The sequence below is a fragment of the Lysinibacillus sp. FSL L8-0312 genome (assembly GCF_038003285.1).
In the GTDB taxonomy this organism is placed as follows: Bacteria; Bacillota; Bacilli; order Bacillales_A; family Planococcaceae; genus Lysinibacillus; species Lysinibacillus fusiformis_D.
In genome coordinates this window covers 3,066,718-3,085,776 of sequence record NZ_JBBOOV010000001.1, presented here as the reverse complement: position 1 = coordinate 3,085,776, position 19,059 = coordinate 3,066,718, and the positions used below count along the sequence as shown (strand labels likewise).

The 19,059-nt window shown below is 38.3% G+C and carries 19 protein-coding genes; 16 read left to right on the top strand and 3 right to left on the bottom strand.

The genetic code is table 11. The annotated features are described in order from the left end of the window. Positions 1–46: 46 nt before the first annotated feature. Positions 47–379: a heme oxygenase gene (locus tag MHI22_RS15645; RefSeq protein WP_036123876.1), complete on the bottom strand. Its 333-nt coding sequence runs from the start codon at positions 377–379 to the stop codon at positions 47–49. 220 nt (positions 380–599) lie between these two features. Between MHI22_RS15645 and MHI22_RS15640 the strand changes: the two genes are divergently transcribed. The 12 genes from MHI22_RS15640 (at position 600) to MHI22_RS15585 (ending at position 12,614) form a co-directional block, all read left to right on the top strand. Further along, entirely contained in the window at positions 600–1,286 is a 687-nt protein-coding gene (locus tag MHI22_RS15640) for a response regulator transcription factor (protein ID WP_340812370.1), read from the top strand. Further along, entirely contained in the window at positions 1,270–2,685 is a 1,416-nt protein-coding gene (locus tag MHI22_RS15635; protein ID WP_340812369.1) for a HAMP domain-containing sensor histidine kinase, read from the top strand. Before MHI22_RS15640 ends, MHI22_RS15635 begins: the two co-directional genes overlap by 17 nt. Before the next feature lie 294 nt (positions 2,686–2,979). After that, positions 2,980–3,681 carry a polyphosphate polymerase domain-containing protein gene (locus MHI22_RS15630; RefSeq protein WP_271911903.1) on the top strand — a complete coding sequence of 234 codons (702 nt, stop codon included), beginning with the start codon at positions 2,980–2,982 and terminating at the stop codon, positions 3,679–3,681. Between the two features lie 20 nt (positions 3,682–3,701). Next, a complete protein-coding gene (locus MHI22_RS15625) occupies positions 3,702–4,385 on the top strand; it encodes a DUF4956 domain-containing protein (protein ID WP_036123865.1) in 684 nt (227 codons plus the stop codon). A gap of 72 nt (positions 4,386–4,457) precedes the next feature. Further along, positions 4,458–6,221: a CotH kinase family protein gene (locus tag MHI22_RS15620; RefSeq protein WP_340812368.1), complete on the top strand. Its 1,764-nt coding sequence runs from the start codon at positions 4,458–4,460 to the stop codon at positions 6,219–6,221. Between the two features lie 87 nt (positions 6,222–6,308). After that, positions 6,309–6,911, top strand: a complete 603-nt coding sequence (locus MHI22_RS15615; RefSeq protein WP_036123850.1) for an SAM-dependent methyltransferase — start codon at positions 6,309–6,311, stop codon at positions 6,909–6,911. A gap of 378 nt (positions 6,912–7,289) precedes the next feature. Continuing rightward, entirely contained in the window at positions 7,290–8,510 is a 1,221-nt protein-coding gene (locus MHI22_RS15610; protein WP_036123848.1) for an ABC transporter substrate-binding protein, read from the top strand. A gap of 147 nt (positions 8,511–8,657) precedes the next feature. Continuing rightward, on the top strand, positions 8,658–9,533 hold the full coding sequence (locus MHI22_RS15605) for a branched-chain amino acid ABC transporter permease (RefSeq protein ID WP_036123845.1): 876 nt from the start codon (positions 8,658–8,660) through the stop codon (positions 9,531–9,533). Between the two features lie 12 nt (positions 9,534–9,545). Continuing rightward, entirely contained in the window at positions 9,546–10,481 is a 936-nt protein-coding gene (locus tag MHI22_RS15600; RefSeq protein WP_340812367.1) for a branched-chain amino acid ABC transporter permease, read from the top strand. Beyond that, the gene (locus MHI22_RS15595) at positions 10,481–11,260 is read left to right on the top strand and encodes an ABC transporter ATP-binding protein (RefSeq protein ID WP_036123840.1); all 780 of its coding nucleotides are present in this window, start codon (positions 10,481–10,483) and stop codon (positions 11,258–11,260) included. Before MHI22_RS15600 ends, MHI22_RS15595 begins: the two co-directional genes overlap by 1 nt. Next, the gene (locus tag MHI22_RS15590; RefSeq protein WP_340812366.1) at positions 11,260–11,967 is read left to right on the top strand and encodes an ABC transporter ATP-binding protein; all 708 of its coding nucleotides are present in this window, start codon (positions 11,260–11,262) and stop codon (positions 11,965–11,967) included. Before MHI22_RS15595 ends, MHI22_RS15590 begins: the two co-directional genes overlap by 1 nt. 149 nt (positions 11,968–12,116) lie before the next feature. After that, a complete protein-coding gene (locus MHI22_RS15585) occupies positions 12,117–12,614 on the top strand; it encodes a cupin domain-containing protein (protein ID WP_340812719.1) in 498 nt (165 codons plus the stop codon). A gap of 41 nt (positions 12,615–12,655) precedes the next feature. On the opposite strand, the gene MHI22_RS15580 is transcribed toward MHI22_RS15585, so the two are convergent. Beyond that, positions 12,656–13,375 (bottom strand): DUF6904 family protein, encoded by a 720-nt coding sequence (locus MHI22_RS15580; RefSeq protein ID WP_036123832.1) that lies wholly within the window; start codon positions 13,373–13,375, stop codon positions 12,656–12,658. A gap of 23 nt (positions 13,376–13,398) precedes the next feature. Further along, on the bottom strand, positions 13,399–14,100 hold the full coding sequence (rluF, locus tag MHI22_RS15575) for a 23S rRNA pseudouridine(2604) synthase RluF (RefSeq protein ID WP_036123828.1): 702 nt from the start codon (positions 14,098–14,100) through the stop codon (positions 13,399–13,401). 240 nt (positions 14,101–14,340) lie between these two features. On the opposite strand from rluF, the gene adh reads away from it, so the two are divergent. The 4 genes from adh to MHI22_RS15555 all read left to right on the top strand — a co-directional run bounded on the left by adh (position 14,341) and on the right by MHI22_RS15555 (position 19,014). Then, positions 14,341–15,861 (top strand): aldehyde dehydrogenase, encoded by a 1,521-nt coding sequence (gene adh, locus MHI22_RS15570; protein ID WP_036123825.1) that lies wholly within the window; start codon positions 14,341–14,343, stop codon positions 15,859–15,861. A gap of 21 nt (positions 15,862–15,882) precedes the next feature. Continuing rightward, positions 15,883–16,242: a DUF779 domain-containing protein gene (locus tag MHI22_RS15565; protein WP_036123819.1), complete on the top strand. Its 360-nt coding sequence runs from the start codon at positions 15,883–15,885 to the stop codon at positions 16,240–16,242. Positions 16,243–16,574: 332 nt separating this feature from the next. Beyond that, positions 16,575–17,543 (top strand): DUF4003 family protein, encoded by a 969-nt coding sequence (locus MHI22_RS15560; protein ID WP_340812365.1) that lies wholly within the window; start codon positions 16,575–16,577, stop codon positions 17,541–17,543. 43 nt (positions 17,544–17,586) lie between these two features. Continuing rightward, positions 17,587–19,014, top strand: a complete 1,428-nt coding sequence (locus tag MHI22_RS15555) for an aldehyde dehydrogenase family protein (RefSeq protein ID WP_271911899.1) — start codon at positions 17,587–17,589, stop codon at positions 19,012–19,014. The last annotated feature ends 45 nt before the right edge of the window (positions 19,015–19,059 follow it).

The following is a 19,059-nucleotide window of genomic DNA, read 5'->3' as shown; positions in this document are numbered from 1 at the left end:
TAGATAGAATCAGAAGATAATGTATAAATAATTTAATTGTCGTTCATTAACGTAAAGCTTCGATGGAAGATGCTAATTCAGCCACCACAATTTTGCTGCCAATCATTGGGCTGTCCGCTTTTTCTCCCTCAGAACCCGAACTTGGACGCTGATGGGCTGCTGCGAATGCATCGCTATTACGCCATGCTTGGAAATGCTCTTTGGATTCCCAATACATATTAACACTCATCTCGTCATAAGTAGGATCGTCGGTCGAAATTAACACCTCTACTTTATGGAAGCCTTCAAATTGTTGTAGTGGACCTGGCTTTGTAAAGTTAGGTGCCATTTTCGCAGCAAAACCAGGTTTCACTTGAATACGATTAGTTACAATAATCATGCTTTTACCCCCCTTAATTTCATTTACTTAAATTTTGAATGAATTATCATTGATTATCATTCGCAATCAATGATAAGTGGCTTAGGAAGACATTGTCAATAGATGCCCCTCTATATATTATCTCATAGCAGTTTATGGGCTGTATATAGGCTGACATTTAACTGACATAATCTGGTGCTATAATGAATGTAAGAGCGAACTAGTATCGAGGTGAATGCCTATGGCAAATATTTTAGTAGTAGAAGATGAATATGCAATAAGTCAGGTGTTAAAGGTATATTTACAAAAAGTGGGTTATGATGTGACACAATGTTTCAATGGTGGTGAAGCCTTGGACATGTTTCGGGAAATACAGCCAGACCTAGTGTTATTAGATATTATGTTGCCAGAGAAAAACGGCTGGTCCATTTTAAAGGAAATTAGAGAGCTAAGTACTTGCCCTGTTATTATGTTGACAGCATTAGGTGAAGTAAACTACCGCTTAGAAGGGTTTGACCATGGGGCAGACGATTATATTGCTAAGCCTTTTATTGCAGATGAAGTTGTTGCAAGGGTGAGGGCTGTTTTAAGACGTGCTGAAGGAAGGACAAATTCATCCGTTATAAAACGTTATGGTTCTTTAACCATTGATAGTAAAGCACATAGGGTATTTCTTGGTGAAGAAGAAATTATATTAACGCCAAGAGATTTATCAGTGCTTATGTTTTTAGCAGACCATCCCAATCAAACATTTACCCGTGATCAGCTCATAGATCAAGTTTGGGGTTGGGAGTATGAAGGAAGTGATCGAGCAGTAGATTTAGCTATAAAGAGGCTTAGAAGGGCATTAAAGGAATGGGATGGGGCAGAAGGAGAAATAAAGACACTACGTGGATTGGGGTATCAGCTAAGTGTTCAAAAAAAATAAGCGAATATCTTTACTCCAATATTGGACGAGCCGTTATTTATTAACACTTTTTATTGGCTTAGCTATAATTTCCTTCATCTCGGCTGCGTGGATTCGTCATACAACATTTGAAAATCGATTAGAATTGATGGCGTTTTTAGCAGACGAGACGGTCTATCGTTTAACTGATACAACAAATCCTAATAATGGGCCGATAAAGGGTATTCCAGGCTTTATTGGGGATCGTGAGCGCTTCAATATGAGAGAGATTGATCCGATTTTGTATGTTGTTGACACAGAAGGCAATATACTGACGAGTAACCGCCCTGTGCCTCCTGGCAGTGCCAAAAATGTGACTGGTTTGTTGGATGGAGAAGAAGGGACGAAGGAAGTAACTGGGGGAAGAGAGCCCGAATATGTGGTTATAAGAAAGATAGAAAATAATGATCAGTTATTGGGCTGGGTTCTCGTGATGGAGAAGAAGGTAAATTTAACAAGGGTTAACCAAGCATATGGACAGCTTGCCTTATTGATTGGAGCATTGGCTTTATTAGGCTGGATAGCCATTTACTTTTTATCAAAGCGTTTAGCCCGTCCAATCAAGCAAGTAGCAGAGGCAGCCAAGCATGTTCAGGAAGGTCATTATGCTGTTGATTTACCTCAAGATAGTAAAGAAAAAGAGGTCTGTGAGCTTGTTACATCCTTTAAAAATATGGCGAGTAAGCTAGAACAACTGGAGAAAACGCGAACGGAATTATTAGCAGGTGTCACTCATGAGTTGAAAACACCTGTTACCTCGATAAGTGGTCTATTACAAGCTGTAAAAGATGGCGTTGTAACAGGGCAGGATGCGATAGAGTTCATTGAAATGGCGATGGTTGAAACAACAAAAATGAAAACAATGGTTGGTGATTTACTTGCCTTTAACCACTTTGCTGTGGATGCTATCCCCGTGAAGATCGAATCTGTAGATGTTAATCAGTTATTGCGTGATGCAGTGGCTCAGTGGGAAGTCATGCAGGATGATGAGCTTGTAAGTGTGAATTTGCACTTATTAGATCAACCTGTACTGGTAGAGGCTGATATTGTTCGTATCCAACAAATCATGACAAACCTTTTAACGAATGCCAAACAGGCGATGGACAAAGGAACAATCACCTTAACGCTGACAGATCAAGGGGATACGTTATCGATGATAGTCAAAGATACAGGGCGCGGTATCCCTCAGGAGGAACAGGCATTTATTTTTGAGCGTTTTTATAGAGGAGAAAATAAAAAATATACAGTTCGAGGCTTGGGTTTAGGACTACCACTTAGTAAAATGATGGCACAATCTGTCGGGGGTGATTTACGATTAATCGAAAGCAAGACCTCTGGTACATCCTTTGAATTAGTATTACAAAAGGCTACTACGCTGTAAGAGCGTGGTAGCTTTTTTATATTGATGCAGCCAATCATTGTACCGAGAGTAGAGGAAGACGATAGTTATTTTTTGCATGTCTCATAGAGATGGTGGTGAGCATTGAATTGTAAAAAATAGTTGAAGAATATGTAAAGCCGACATCTGCCTGACACAAAAGCTCTTTATAGTAAATGGTGTAGACGACGAGTACGAGCCTTATGAAGGTTTTGTCATCTTCATGTACTAGTTGGTAAACCATTCAAATGGGAAAGTAGCTGTCAGTATAACACTAAGACAAGGGAGCGTGATGAGATGCCGATAGTAACTTCATTTAATCCAAATGGTCGCCAAGAAATTAAACAAGCGATATCCTACCCAGATTATGCTTTATTAAAAGCTAAGCTTCAGCATGTTATGCAGCTAGACCAGCATGCGGGCAAGGACGGTAAATATTTGATCCGTAGTACGTATTTCGATAATTTGGCCAATAAAGTGCTAAATGAGAAAAAAGAGGGCTATATCAATCGGGATAAATATCGGGTACGCATATACGGGAAATCTAGTGCCATTATTAATTTAGAGCGAAAAAGTAAGCGTAACAATGTCACTTTTAAATCGAAGTGTAAGATATCTCAGGCTGAGTATGAACAAATGCGTGTCGGGGATATATCCTGGATGGAGAATGACGACCGAGTGCTAATTCGAGACTTATATCAAGAAATGAATTATAGCCAGCTTAGACCTACAACGGTAGTAGACTATGAGCGAGAGGCGTACATTTATCCGTTCGGAAATGTCCGCGTAACGTTTGATAGTAAGGTCCAATCGAGTCTACGCAACACAGATATGTTTAATCAAAACCTGCCGATGGTAGATGTACTGGAGCCGAACCTTGTGGTTTTAGAGGTAAAGTATGATGAATATTTACCAGACATTATCAAGTATTTACTACAATCTGTAGATACACGTGCAGAGGCCTATTCCAAATATCAGCTTAGTCGTATGTACGGCTAAATACAAAGGAGAATGAACAAATGGATACAATTAAATTTAGCGATATATTTAAATCCAACTTTTTAGAAAAAACAACATCATTTTCATTAATCGATTCTATTATTGGCTTAGTAGTGGCATTTTTTATAGGGCTTTTCATTTACGCCGTTTATAAGAAAACTTTTAATGGTGTCATTTACTCTCATTCATTCAATATCTCATTACTTATTATGACAATGGCAACTGCACTTGTAATTATGGGGATTAGTTCAAATGTTCTGTTATCACTTGGTATGGTTGGTGCTTTATCCATCGTACGTTTCAGAACACCTATTAAAGATCCAATGGATTTAGTCTATATTTTCTGGGCAATTGTTTCTGGTATTTTATGTGGAGCAGGGTTTATTCCATTAGTAATTATCGGTGCTGTGTTAATCGGTCTTGTACTACTAGTGTTCGTGAATAAAATTACGGTAGAGAATCCTTATTTATTGATTGTAAAGTTTGAAGAAGAGCTAGCAAATGCTGAGGTGGAGCGAATTATTGCTGCACAAACAAAAAAATTCGCACTCAAATCAAAATCCATTATGCATAATGATGAAATTGAAACAACTTACGAAATTCGTGTAAAGCAAAATGATGCGAAGCTGATGGATGAACTAACAAAAGTTGCTGGTGTTAAATCAGCCATTATGCTTAGCTACGATGGGAATTTCACAGCGTAATGACCTCATTAACAAAAAGGACTACGATGAGAGGTGATGGCTATGATTAAAACACGAATTGTCTACCTGTGCATGGCAATTTTACTCCTTCTCTTTGTCGTGATATATGCTGTGCTTCCAAATGCAGGAATTGAAACGAAAAATTCCGAGTTCTCCTATGAGGATATGGTATTTAATAGCAATAAAGTAACCACTGTCGATATCGAGATTGCTGAGGAAGATTGGACTGACATGCTTGAAAATGCAGCGGATGAGGAATTAAAACAGGCGGATATTACAGTAAACGGCAAGAAAATTGAGAATGTTGCTATTCGCACAAAAGGGAATTTATCATTACGATCAGTTGTCAATAGTGACTCGGATCGTTATAGTTTAAAAATCGATTTTGATTACTATGATGATACTCAAAGCTTATATGGTTTGAAAAAATTAAATTTAAATAATAATTATAGTGATGCTACATTGATGCGGGAATATATCTCCTATGAAATGATGGAGCAAATGGGCTTACCAACACCAGCACACTCCTATATGTATGTCACAGTAAATGGTGAGGAACGGGGCTTGTTTTTAGGAGTGGAAGCAGTAGATGAGACATTCCTAGCCAATAACTATGGTTCCAATGATGGCTTTTTATTTAAGCCAGACGGAACTGGCAGTGATTTGAAATATATTAGTGATGATATTGCAGACTATACAGGCATGGGATTAAAAACAAATGAAGGTCATATGGATCAATCCAAGCTTGTGGAGATGCTAAATGCTATTAATAACGGTGGAGACATCGAAAAATACCTTGATGTCGATGAAATGTTACGTTATTTCGCTGTCAATACAGCACTTGTCAATTTAGATAGTTACCAGGGGAATATGAAACATAACTATTATTTGTATGAACAGAATGGTGTGTTTTCAATTATTCCGTGGGATTACAATATGTCCTTCGGCGGCTTTGGTGTTGGCGGTGGAGGCGGTAGAATGGGTGGAGAAAACAGTCAAAACTCAGCTGATGCTCCGACAACTTTAGAAGAACCAGGAGCACAAAACAATGGACAACTTGATCAGGCAGGTTGGGGGAGGTTACAACAGCCAGATGGAGGCTTCAATAGGGGAATGGAAATGGGGATGTCAAGCAACCTGTTAGCCGAGAGCGCTATTAATTTTAGTGTGAAAACCCCTGTTTCTGGCACAACGTTAGAGGAGCGGCCACTGCTGAATGCCCTGCTTACTAATGAAGAGTACCGTGCTAAATATGAAGGTTATCTAGAAGAGCTAGCGACAACCTATTTAACAGAGGATTATGTACAAGCTATTACTAAAAACTTAGCACTATTAATAACGACCTATGTGGAGGCAGATCCCACAAAATTCTCTACTACAGAGCAATTCTTAGAGGCAGTTGAAGGTGAAAATAGCTTACCTGAATTCGCTAAACAGCGCTCCCAATCTATTTTAAAGCAGCTATCTGGAGAGCTGGTTGTAGAAGAGTCTACGACATCACAAGGAAATATGGGCGCACCAACTCCAAATGAAAATGGTGAGATGAATTCAATGCCAGAGAATTTTGACCCGAGTCAACTACCAGAGGATTTTGATCCATCACAGAGCCCACCGTTTAATAGAGAAGGCAATGGCCCACGAGAAGGACAAAATGGCGAATCAATGCAACGTCCTGATGGAAGCGGAGGCCCAATCAGTATGCCAGGTGAAAATGATGGAGCGTCTAATCAAGCAACTGTAATTGATAAAAATACAGTGTTTACAGCCGCAGCCTGCCTTGTATTGCTTCTCTTAGCACTTCTCTTTGTTGTTAAATTTAAACGCAGAGGTCGTTGAAAAATAACCATATCCAACATGTTTGGGTATGGTTTTTGCATTTTATCGTGTTAAAATAAAGCATTCTTTTCTGAGGAGTCTTTTCATATGAATGAACAGCAGTTTGATAAATATTTGCATATTAACACAGTGGGAGAACAATATGGTTTCCCAAAACTCGCACACTATCACCGATATGAGCCAACACCATATAGCGGGTTGGAACAATTGTTTGAAGCGTACGAGATGCCGGACAATCCAGTATTCATTGATATGGGATGTGGAAAAGGAAGAGTACCCATTTATGTGCATCATAAGTTCCGTATTCCGACTATTGGGATAGAAATGGATGCAGGATTTTATGCAGAGGCTGAAGAAAATAAACGTAGTTATCTCCAAAAAATGAAAGCACATGCACCCATTTCGTTTATTCATACAATAGCTGAGGCTTATGAAATAAAGTCACGTGATAATGTGTTCTTCTTCTTCAACCCTTTTTCGATTCATATTTTTCGTACAGTCATTCATAATATTTGGAAATCCTATGAACAGCGAATGCGAGATATTCATTTAATTTTATATTATCCGCCTTATGATTATTTACAATTTTTACATCATGGAACATCATTTGAATTACTTCATGAGGTTCATTTAGAAAATGAAACCAATATTAATGAACGTCTTTGTGTGTTTGTCTTAAAAAGAGCTTAGAGCTTGGGAAACCAACTCTAAGCTTTTCTAATTTAAATAAAGTAACATCGCAGTAATTATTTTCAGGGAAATAATGATATGAGAAAATGAACGCTCTTACTTAGACTTTATTGTAAAAAAGTAATTTCATCTAATAGTTTTGTACTAGTCTTTATGTAAAATTAAAAGATAATTCACAAATAACTAATTATACTGAAAAATCACTCTAGACTAAATATAAAGAATGTTTTACAATGTAAAAGGCTTATATGAATAATATTTTTCATTCGTTTTAGGATAGTTATAAATAATTATTTTTGCTATTGAGTAAATGAATTTAATTGTTTATAATTATCAGAAATATCTAATATTTTAGAAATTTTCAGGGGGAATTTAATTATGAGAGAGAGCAAAAAGCTTAAGAAGTTCGGTTCACTTTTAGTAGCATCTTCATTACTTGCTGGTGTTCTTGCAGGTTGTGGTAACGGAGACGATTCAAGTTCTGGCGGAGGCTCATCATCAGGCGGAGGTTCATCTGATGGCGATACAATTAAAATTGGTGCCAACTTAGAGCTTTCGGGGAATGTAGCATCTTATGGTTCCTCTATTGGGCTAGGTGCAGAACTGGCTGTAAAAGAAATTAATGATGCTGGCGGTATTGACGGCAAGAAAATTGAATTGATTAAAGTAGATAATAAATCAGAGAACTCTGAGGCAACCTCAGCTGCTATTAAACTAGCAACGCAAGATAAAGTAGTAGCAATGCTAGCGCCTGCAACTTCAGGAAATACAGTAGCAACGGTTCAAATAGCCAATGATAATAAAATTCCAATTGTAACTGGTTCTGGTACAGCGCCAAATATTACAGTAAACGAAGATGGCAGTGTGAATGAATATGCATTCCGTACATGCTTTATCGATCCATTCCAAGGAATTGTAGCGGCTAACTTTGCCTCAGGCGAGCTAGATGCGAAAAATGTAGCTATTTTCGCAGATAATGCATCAGACTATGCAAAAGGTTTGGCAAAATCCTTTAAAGAAACAATTACTAAGAGTGGCGGAAAAGTTGTGAAAGAAGAAGCTTATGTAGCGAAGGATACAGACTTCCGTACACAGTTAACAAATATTAAAGCATCAAATCCAGATTTCATCTTTATCCCAGGATACTATGAAGAAGTTGGTTTAATCGTTAAACAAGCACGTGAAATGGGTATTGATGTACCTTTAATGGGTGCTGATGGTTGGGATTCTCCAACTTTAATAGATTTAGCTGGTGCGGATGCATTGAATAACACATACATCACAAACCACTATTCTGCTGAAGACCCAGACCAAAAAATTCAAGATTTCGTAAAGGCATTTAAAGCGGCAAATGGTGACAAAGCACCTGACGCATTTAATGCACTTGGTTATGACTCAATTTACTACATTGCAGATGCGATTAAACGTGCAGGCTCTACGGATGGTGAAGCAATTAAAAATGAATTAGCTGCAACAAAAGATCTTTCTTTAGTAACAGGTACTTTCTCAGTTGACGAAAACCATAACCCAATTAAAACAGCAACAGTTCTTGAATTCAAAGACGGTAAACAAGTGTTCAACTCTAAAGTTAATCCTTAATGTTTTGTAAGCAAGGGGGAGGCGGGTAAACACGCCTTCCTTTTTATGTTTTAGATAACTAGAATGCTAACGTAATTCATAACTTTCTAGTATAGATGCATGTACAGATTTCTCATTTTTTCAGAAAATTCAAAGGAGTGAATGCGCATGGAATGGATACAGCAACTTGTGAACGGTATTTCACTTGGAAGTATCTACGCGTTAATAGCGTTAGGGTATACGATGGTATACGGTATTATCAAGCTGATTAACTTTGCTCATGGTGATGTTTTCATGATCGGGTCATTTATTGGCTTTTACGCAATTGCTAAATGGGAGCTTGGTTTCTTCCCGGCTCTATTATTGGCAATGACCGTTTGTGCGATCTTTGGTGTTTTAATTGAACGTATTGCCTATAAACGTTTACGAAATGCAACACGTATCGCAGCATTAATTACAGCGATTGGTGTGTCATTGTTAATTGAATACACTACTATTTTCTTCAGAGGTGCTCAACCAGCAGCTTATCCTGAAGTTTTCAAAAATAAATCATTTGATATTTTTGGTGTACAAATTAGCAGTACATCCATTTTAATTTTATCAGTCGCAGTTGTACTGATGATTCTTTTACAATTCATCGTACATAAAACAAAAATCGGTAAAGCGATGCGTGCCGTTTCTCACGATGCAGATGCGGCTCGCTTAATGGGTATAAACGTTGATAATACAATCTCTGCAACATTTGCTATTGGTTCAGCTTTAGCTGGTGCAGCGGGTGTTATCTTCGGTGTTTATTATACAAAGATTGATCCTTTAATGGGTGTTATTCCTGGCGTTAAAGCATTTATCGCAGCTGTTCTTGGTGGTATTGGTATCATTCCGGGCGCTATGGTTGGTGGTATGTTACTAGGCGTTGTAGAGTCCTTAGTAAGTGCGCTTGGCTTCTCATTATGGCGTGATGCAGCGGCATTCGTAATTTTAATTTTAATTTTAATCTTCAGACCATCGGGTATCTTTGGTAAAAATGCCCGTGAGAAAGTGTAGGTGAGCGGTTTTATGAAAAAGTCTAAAATTTTTTGGGGCTATGCCGTAATAGCGCTAGTCATCTATGCAGTTGTGCAATTATTGATTACAACAGAAGTAATTGATTTGTACTACAAAAATATGTTAATCACAATGTGTATTAACATCATGCTGGCTGTCAGCTTGCATATTGTTATTGGGGTTACTGGACAATTCTCAATTGGGCATGCTGGGTTCCTAGCAGTTGGTGCATATGTGTCCGCTATCATTACCACAAAATTAATGCTGCCATTCCCATTGGCTATCTTTTTAGGGGCAGTCGCAGCAGCGGTTGCTGGTCTAATAGTAGGGATTCCCACTCTTCGTTTAAAAGGAGATTATTTAGCAATTGCGACACTAGGCTTTGCTGAAATTATTCGTATTATCTTTTTAAATACGGATTATGTTGGTGGCGCAGCGGGGATGCAGGTTAAATATTTATCTAACTGGACATATGCATTCTTTGGTGTTGTGTTAACGATTCTCGTTATCTCGAACTTTACAAATTCTCGTCATGGTCGTGCGTGTATTTCCATTCGTGAGGATGAAATTGCAGCGGATGCTATGGGTATTAATACGACCTATTATAAAGTTGTTGCATTCGCGATTGGGTCTTTCTTTGCAGGTCTAGCTGGAGCTATTTTCGCACATAACTTTTATATTATCCAACCGACAACATTTGGTTTCTTAAAATCATTTGATATTTTAATTTATGTTGTACTCGGTGGCTTAGGGAGTCTTTCTGGTTCAGTGATTGCAGCGATTTTCTTAACTTTTGTATCAACTTATCTAGCAAACTTCCCTGAAACTCGTATGATTATTTATAGTTTAGTATTAATTATTGTCATGCTGTATCGTCCAACCGGCTTAATGGGAACAAAGGAAATTACGCAGTTATTTAAGTTTGGTAAAAAAGGAGGTACAAAATAATGACTGGAAACCTTCTTATAAAAGTTGAAAACATGGGGATTCAATTCGGTGGTTTAAAGGCGGTACAGGGTGTGAATATGTACCTTAATCAAGGTGAATTAGTAGGGCTAATTGGACCTAATGGTGCTGGGAAAACAACCAGCTTTAATATGCTGACAGGGGTTTATACCCCAACGGAAGGTATAATTACTTTTGATGGTATGAGATTAAATGGACTGGCACCATATCAGGTGACGCAAAAGGGTATTAGCCGTACGTTCCAAAATATTCGCTTATTTAAAGAGCTATCTGTTCTAGACAATGTTAAGGTAGCCAATCATTCTCTTGCTAAGCATTCCATGTGGTCTTCTATTTTCCGTTTGCCAACTCATTTCAAGGGTGAGGCAGCAATGGAGCATCAATCAATTGAATTCTTAAAAATCTTTGGCTTAGATGTCTATAAGGATGAACTAGCGAAAAATTTACCATATGGAATGCAGCGTCGTTTAGAAATTGCTCGTGCTTTAGCAGCGAATCCCAAGCTACTATTATTGGATGAGCCAGCAGCAGGGATGAACCCACAGGAAACACATGATTTAATGGAGTTAATTGCATTTATTCGTAAAGAATTTGGCTTAACCATTTTGTTAATTGAGCATGATATGAGCTTAGTTATGGGTATTTGTGAACGCATTTATGTACTCGATCATGGACAATTAATTGCTGACGGGACACCAGAAGAAATTCGCAACAATCCTAAGGTAATTGAAGCGTACCTTGGTGAGGAGGTTATCGGCTAATGCTAAAAGTACAAAATATCGATGTTTATTATGGCAACATCCAAGCATTAAAGGGCCTCTCTTTAGAAGTAAACGAGGGTGAAATTGTAACGTTAATCGGTGCAAATGGTGCTGGAAAAAGTACATTGTTAAAGACATTATCAGGTTTACTGAAGCCAAAAGGTGGCATTATTGAATACGAGGGCTTCTCTATTGCTGGGAAGGCAGCACAAACTATTGTTAAATCGGGGATCTCCCACGTTCCCGAGGGTCGTCGTGTTTTTGCCAATATGTCAGTAGAAGAAAACTTAGAGCTTGGTGCCTACCTACGTAATGATAAAGCTGGTATTAAAAAAGATATGGATCATGTTTTCGAGCTATTTCCGCGCTTATTAGAGCGTCGCAAGCAGCAGTCAGGCACATTATCTGGTGGGGAACAGCAGATGCTTGCGATGGGCCGTGCCTTAATGGCAAAACCAAAACTGTTATTAATGGATGAACCTTCGATGGGTCTTGCACCGCTAATGGTTAAAAACATCTTTAATATTATTGAAAAGGTCAATAAAGAAGGTACAACTGTATTGCTTGTTGAGCAAAATGCTAATATGGCTTTATCTGTTGCTAATCGTGCGTATGTACTTGAAACAGGACGTATTGTTTTAGCTGGTTCAGCAAAAGAGCTTCAAGAGAGCGAGCAAGTAAAAGCAGCTTATTTAGGCGGATTATAGAATTTGAAGGGCATCTCAACAAAGAGATGCCCTTTCAGTTGATCTTCGATATATCAAGATTACCTCTTGATAAAGCTGATCCCTTGAAAAATCAAAGGTAGCCTTTTTACTTTATTTTTTGGTAAGGTGGAAAAAAGGAGTGATACATGTTGAAGTTTTCAGCACAATATTTTATTAAACAATTAAATTTAGCCGAACATCCAGAAGGAGGCTATTACATTTCATCATTTCGTGCCACAGACGAGCTAGCAGTGAGAGATGTTCAGAGACCTATTTATACGAGTATTTATTTCTTATTACGCTCACAAGATATCTCACATTTACATCGATTGCAATCAGATGAGCTATGGTATTACCATGCGGGAAGTCCACTAACAGTTCATATGATTTTCCCCGATGGTACCTATGAGGCGAAAAAGCTTGGTTTGAATGTAGAAGCTGGTGAGGTACCACAAATTGCAGTTCCGAAAAATACCATTTTCGGCTCATCGGTGGAGGATTCCGAGTCGTTTAGTCTAGTCGGGTGTATGGTTGCACCAGGATTTGACTTTGCAGATTTTGAATTGTTTACACGGGAAGAGCTTTTAGCAGACTATCCTCAGCACGAGGGAGTTATTTGTAAAATGACTTACAAAACCATTAAATAGAAAAGTAGCCGTCTCAAAGTTTTTGAGACGGCATGATTTGTTCACCATAGTATTTCTTCAGGATAATTCAGTTGTATTTGGATATCATGTAATGCTTGCTTAGTCGTAATAGCTGCTTCCATTAGAGTTGATTTTAATGCCAAATATTCATGATCCTCTACCATTAATCGCACCGCAAATGCCGCTAAATGTGCTTTTCGCTCCTCTTTACTTAATTGAATATATTCTAGATTCAGAACATCAACATATTGCGTAGCAAAACGGAAAGTGAATGGATTTTTAGCATGTAGCATTCGGACAAACATAACATAATCCTCCTCATCAATCTCCTGTTCCAAACAATCGGCAATAGCCGCTTGAAACTTGCGTAAAATGGCAATTTCATAATTCCACATGGACGCATTGTTTAACTGCTGATGCAAATCAATAAAATCATTTAAAGCAATCGCACTAAATATTATTTCTGGCCAAAGAATTTCTGTGGCAAAATAAACATTTTTATTAGGAAAGATCAGTTCATGTTGTGTCAGGACATTTTTATTAAGTCCGTTACTCACAAAATCAAGGTGATGTTCCCCGAGCATAGCATGTCTTAGTTTATAGCATACGCTTAAAATACGTAGTCGAGGACCTTGATAATCATAGTATTTATTTTCATCACCAGTTACTTTATAGATCGCATTGATTAGTTCATCTAAATCCCAATAATCCCCGCTAACCCGTACCCCTGTTAGTTGCTCTGTGCTTTGAATAGATATCATAGTCCTCGCCCTCCTTTAAGTGCTTATTTAGGTGTGTAGTTGAGTAGTTTGAATAGTTCTGTTCGTTCCTTATCTGTTAAATCACGCCATTGGCCCACTTTTAAATTACCAAGCTTAATATTCATAATACGAATACGCTGTAGGCGCTTAACGGAATAACCTAGCGCTGAGCACATTCGGCGGATTTGACGATTTAAGCCTTGCTCTAAAATGATTTTAAAAACTTTGTCCGAAATCTTTTCTACACGACAAGGTAAGGTTGTTGTATCTAGAATATCAACACCGGCTCCCATTTTTTTAATAAATTGCGCTGTTATAGGCTGATCAACTTGAACGATGTATTCTTTTTCATGATGGTTTTCTGCACGCAGAATTTTATTGACGATATCGCCATCATTAGTTAATAACAATAATCCCTCTGATTCCTTATCGAGACGTCCGATATGAAAAATACGTAAGGGATGATTGACGAAATCAACGACATTGCCTTTTATATGACGCTCTGTTGTACTTGTAATGCCGACAGGTTTATTCAGAGCAATATAGACAAGCTGTTGTTCTTTCTTTACCTCTTTTCCATCAACGCAAACTATATCACCCGTTTCAACCTGACTACCGACAGTCGCCAACTGACCATTAATGGTTACTTTTCCTTCAGCAACCCATTTATCAGCACCACGACGGGATATGATGCCTGTTTCACTTAAATATTTATTAATACGCATATTGTTCTCCTATATTTTATATTATTTTTAAGTATACCTTAACGTGTACATGCCGTGAATTCTAGAAGCTTTTCTAGCAAAAATAAATTAAATGGAAAAGTTTTTGAAAAAGTTGAAATTATTTTACGTTTCTGACAATATAGTAGTTGAGAGGGTTTCTATGAAAATAGTGTTATTCCGATATAAAATAACGTTTTTTCTAGATAGTTCTCATTAAATTGTGTAAAGGGGAGAAGTAAAATGGTTTATGCATTTCCAAACACTGAAGGATCGGTAGTTCAATTCAAACAGAAATATGATAATTATATTGGTGGCGAATGGACACCCCCAGTGAAAGGTCAATACTTTGATAACGTCACTCCTGTTACTGGACAAGTTTTTACACAAGTAGCACGTTCCACAGCTGAGGATATTGAACATGCACTCGATGCAGCACATGCTGCTAAAGATGCATGGGGCAAAACATCACCAACAGAACGTGCAAACATTTTACTTAAAATTGCGGACCGTATTGAGGAAAATCTAGAAAAGCTAGCCGTTGCTGAAACATGGGATAACGGTAAAGCGGTGCGCGAAACATTAAATGCAGATATCCCTCTTGCAATTGATCATTTCCGTTATTTTGCTGGAGTCTTACGTGCTCAAGAAGGTTCCGTTAGCCAAATTGATAACGATACAGTTGCTTATCACTTCCATGAGCCGATTGGTGTAGTGGGTCAAATCATCCCTTGGAACTTCCCACTATTAATGGCAGTATGGAAGCTCGCACCAGCACTTGCAGCTGGGAACTGTGTCGTATTAAAACCTGCAGAGCAAACACCAGCATCTATTATGGTGCTTGTGGAATTAATAGAAGATTTATTACCACCAGGAGTCATTAATGTTGTGAATGGATTTGGCTTAGAAGCAGGGAAACCGCTTGCATCCAATCCTCGCATTGGTAAAATTGCCTTCACAGGTGAGACGACGACAGGTCGTTTAATTATGCAATATGCATCTCAAAATCTTATTCCCGTTACATTAGAATTGGGCGGTAAATCACCAAATATCTTCTTTGAAGATATTATGGATAAAGATGATGCCTTTTTAGATAAAGCCGTAGAGGGCTTCGTACTATTTGCTCTCAATCAAGGAGAAGTATGTACATGTCCTTCACGTGCACTGATCCAGGAATCTATATACGATAAATTTATGGAGCGTGTACTACAGCGTGTAGAAGCCATTAAAGTGGGCAATCCGCTTGATCCAAACACAATGATGGGTGCGCAGGCTTCAAGTGAGCAAATGGAAAAAATTCTTTCTTATTTAGATATTGGTAAGCAAGAGGGTGCACAATGCCTAATTGGTGGCGAGAAAAATAATGTAGGCGAGGGCTTCGAAAATGGCTACTACATTAAACCGACAGTCTTCAAGGGAAATAATAAAATGCGTATTTTCCAAGAGGAAATTTTCGGACCAGTTGTTGCTGTAACAACGTTTAAAACAAAAGAGGAAGCACTAGAAATTGCTAATGATACATTATATGGCTTAGGTTCTGGCGTTTGGACGAGAGATATTAATACAGCTTATCGCTTCGGTCGTGAAATTCAAGCAGGTCGTGTTTGGACAAACTGTTACCATGCTTATCCGGCACATGCTGCATTTGGCGGCTATAAAATGTCAGGTGTTGGTCGTGAAAATCACAAAATGATGTTAGCACATTACCAACAAACGAAAAACCTATTAGTTAGCTACAGCGAAAACAAACTTGGTTTCTTCTAATTCGTAGGGAGGTGCATGAGCGTGGTTGAACGTGTACTAGCTACAGAAGAAGCGCTGGCACTAATCAATCTATTAAAAGATAAACATGGACCTGTGATGTTTCATCAGTCCGGCGGATGCTGTGATGGCTCCTCGCCAATGTGCTATCCAGAAGGTGATTTGCTATTAGGAGATCAGGATGTGTGCCTTGGAGAGATTGGTGGTGCGCCTTTCTACATGCACAAAAATCAATATGATTACTGGAAGCATACACAAATCATATTGGATGTTGTTGCGGGCAGAGGAGGCATGTTCTCATTAGAGGGCGTAGAGGGAAAACGTTTCCTAACAAGGTCAAGAGCCTTCACATCTGAGGAGTTACGAGAACTAGGGTTAATTTAAATGAAGGATAGTACAGCGGCAGAAAAATTTGCCGCTGTTTTTTATATTAATTTTTGTGGAATAGAGTATGTAAAGCGATATTGGTTGATGAATTTCTTAAAAATAGGAATAAATTTAATCGATCCTTTAAGGTGACGGTAAATAATAGTTTTCTTGTGGTTTTTGCTATCATCCTCAAGACCTCCTTTTATAGTTGTTAATATTTCCTATTAAATCAGATAAATGAAGTAACATACATTAAATTAAGTTTACTTTTTATGTTAATTGTTACAAAGAGGATTGAATCTTTCTCACAGATTGTAACGTAAAATGGGTAAAGGAGTGTGCTAAATATGGATTACGCGCTGATTGAAAATGAACTTACAAATACAGTTGAGGATGTATCAAAGGCTGCTGGTTGGACAGTCGATCGTAAAATTGTTTTAGCGATTGCTAGTAAATTTGTAGCGTCAGGAAAAACTTTTGATGCAATAAGATATAAAAATGTTCTGCAAGAGATGAAGAAGCAATCCTCGTGGATGTCCCCTTTACGAACAACAGTTGGGTATAGTATTGCCGCCAATTTATTGGAGCAAGAAGATACTGAAAAGGCAGTCGAGAATTTACTTACAAACGTGAGTATCTTGAAGGAAGCAAAATTTAGAAGCGGCAATTTCAGCTATATCGGAGCACAGTTTTTGACTGAGGATGAACAAAATAAAAAAGCACATGCACAGGCAGCTAGAACTTTATTCGATGCTATTCGTAAACATCATCCATTTTTAACATCTTATGAGGACATTCCTTATGCAGTGTTATTGAGTAGTCCATCTGATGATGTTGAGCTACGGGCGGAAACAATGAATCAATATTATAAAGAATTACGAACATATAATTTTAATGCTGGTAATGAACTACAGTGGCTATCACAGGTATTAACATTTTTATCCCCACAATTTGATGTTAATCTAGCACCAAATGTTGTGGCACTCCGTGATACACTCAAAAACCAAAATGTAAAGGTCAAGGCTATGCATTATCCTTTACTCGGCTTTTTAGCCATACTAAGTCTTACTAAAGCACAGCTTCAAGATATTATTGATTTATATCATGAATTAAAGGACTTGAAATTATTAAAATGGCACCGTGAATTTGTTCTCTTTATGGCTGTACAAATCGCTATTTATGATATGGCGAAGGTGCAAAAATCTTTGTCCATGACCATTATGTCTTCCATTGAATTATTAATCCAAGCACAGCAAGCAGCGATGATAGCTGCGGTTAGTGCAGCTGCTATTGCATCAAGTTCAAGTTCTTCATGATAGAATAAAGGAGAACTTGATTATTTGGAGGTGCATTTGAAGGATGAAGGAAACAAAACTATGGATGAATGGTCAGTGGCAAGATGCCAAGGAAAGCTATGAGCTAACATCTCCGTATAGTGGTGAGGTTATTGCTCAGGTAGCAAAAGCATCGATACAAGATGTAGAGAGAGCTATCGAAGGTGCACAGCAGGCATTCCAATCGTTTAAAAAGACTACAGCCTACGAACGTGCCGAAATATTATATAAAGTTGTTGAGATTATGCGACAACGTAAAGAAGAATTTGCTGAAATTTTAGCATTAGAGGCAGGGAAGCCTATAGTAGCAGGATTAGCCGAAATGGATCGTACAATCGCAACCTATCAATTTGCGGCAGAGGGAGCTAAACAGTCTAAGGGTGAGACTGTTCCGATGGATGCAGCACCTGGAGCTGGAGATCGTATAGGCTGGACAAAACGAGAACCATTAGGTGTAATCTCAGCCATTACGCCGTTTAATTTTCCATTCAATTTAGTGGCACATAAATTAGGCCCAGCATTTGCAGTAGGTAATACGGTTGTATTAAAGCCAGCAACACAAACGCCGTTAAGTGCTATTGTGATGGCTGAAATTTTTCGTGAAGCAGGATTACCTGATGGCGCGTTGCAGATCGTAACAGGAAGTGGTGGCGAGCTTAGTGATACACTTGTTACGCATCCATACGTCAAAAAAGTAACCTTTACAGGCAGTAGTAAAGTTGGTTTGAGCATTAAAGAAAAGGTCGGTTTGCGTAAAATAACGTTAGAACTAGGTTCTAATGCAGCCGTAATTGTCGAACCATCGACGCCAATTCATAAAATTGTTAGTCGTTGCGTAAGCGGTGCTTTCAACTTTGCTGGACAAGTATGTATTTCGTTACAACGTATTTATGTGCATTCGTCCATCATTGATGAATTTACTGAAGCATTCGTTGAAGAAACGAAAAAACTTATAGTAGGAGACCCGTTAGATACAAAGACAGATGTCAGTGCCATGATTAATCCAAATGAGGTAGAACGTATCCGAGCGTGGGTTGAGGAAGCGCAAGAACAAGGGGCAGTTATTGCAACAGGTGGCGAATTTACAGAACGTACTCTAACACCAACAGTTATGACGAATGTAACAGCTGACATGAAAATTGTCTGTCAGGAAACATTCGCACCAATCGTCTCAATTGTTTCATATGAAACATTAGACGACGCGATTCGACTTGTGAACGAGTCGGACCTTGGTCTAAATGCGGGTATTTACACGAATATATTGTCAGATGCCTTATATGCAGCAGACGAATTACAGGCTGGTGCTGTCATTATTAATGATATTCCGACATTCAGGGTAGATAACATGCCATATGGTGGTGTGAAGATGAGTGGTTATGGACGAGAAGGAATTAAGTGGGCCATTGAGGAAATGAGCGATATGAAATTTATTTCGATGAAAAAATCATTCTAAATTTGCATCAGCTCTTCTTCTGCGATACGATGACGAAAGAACATT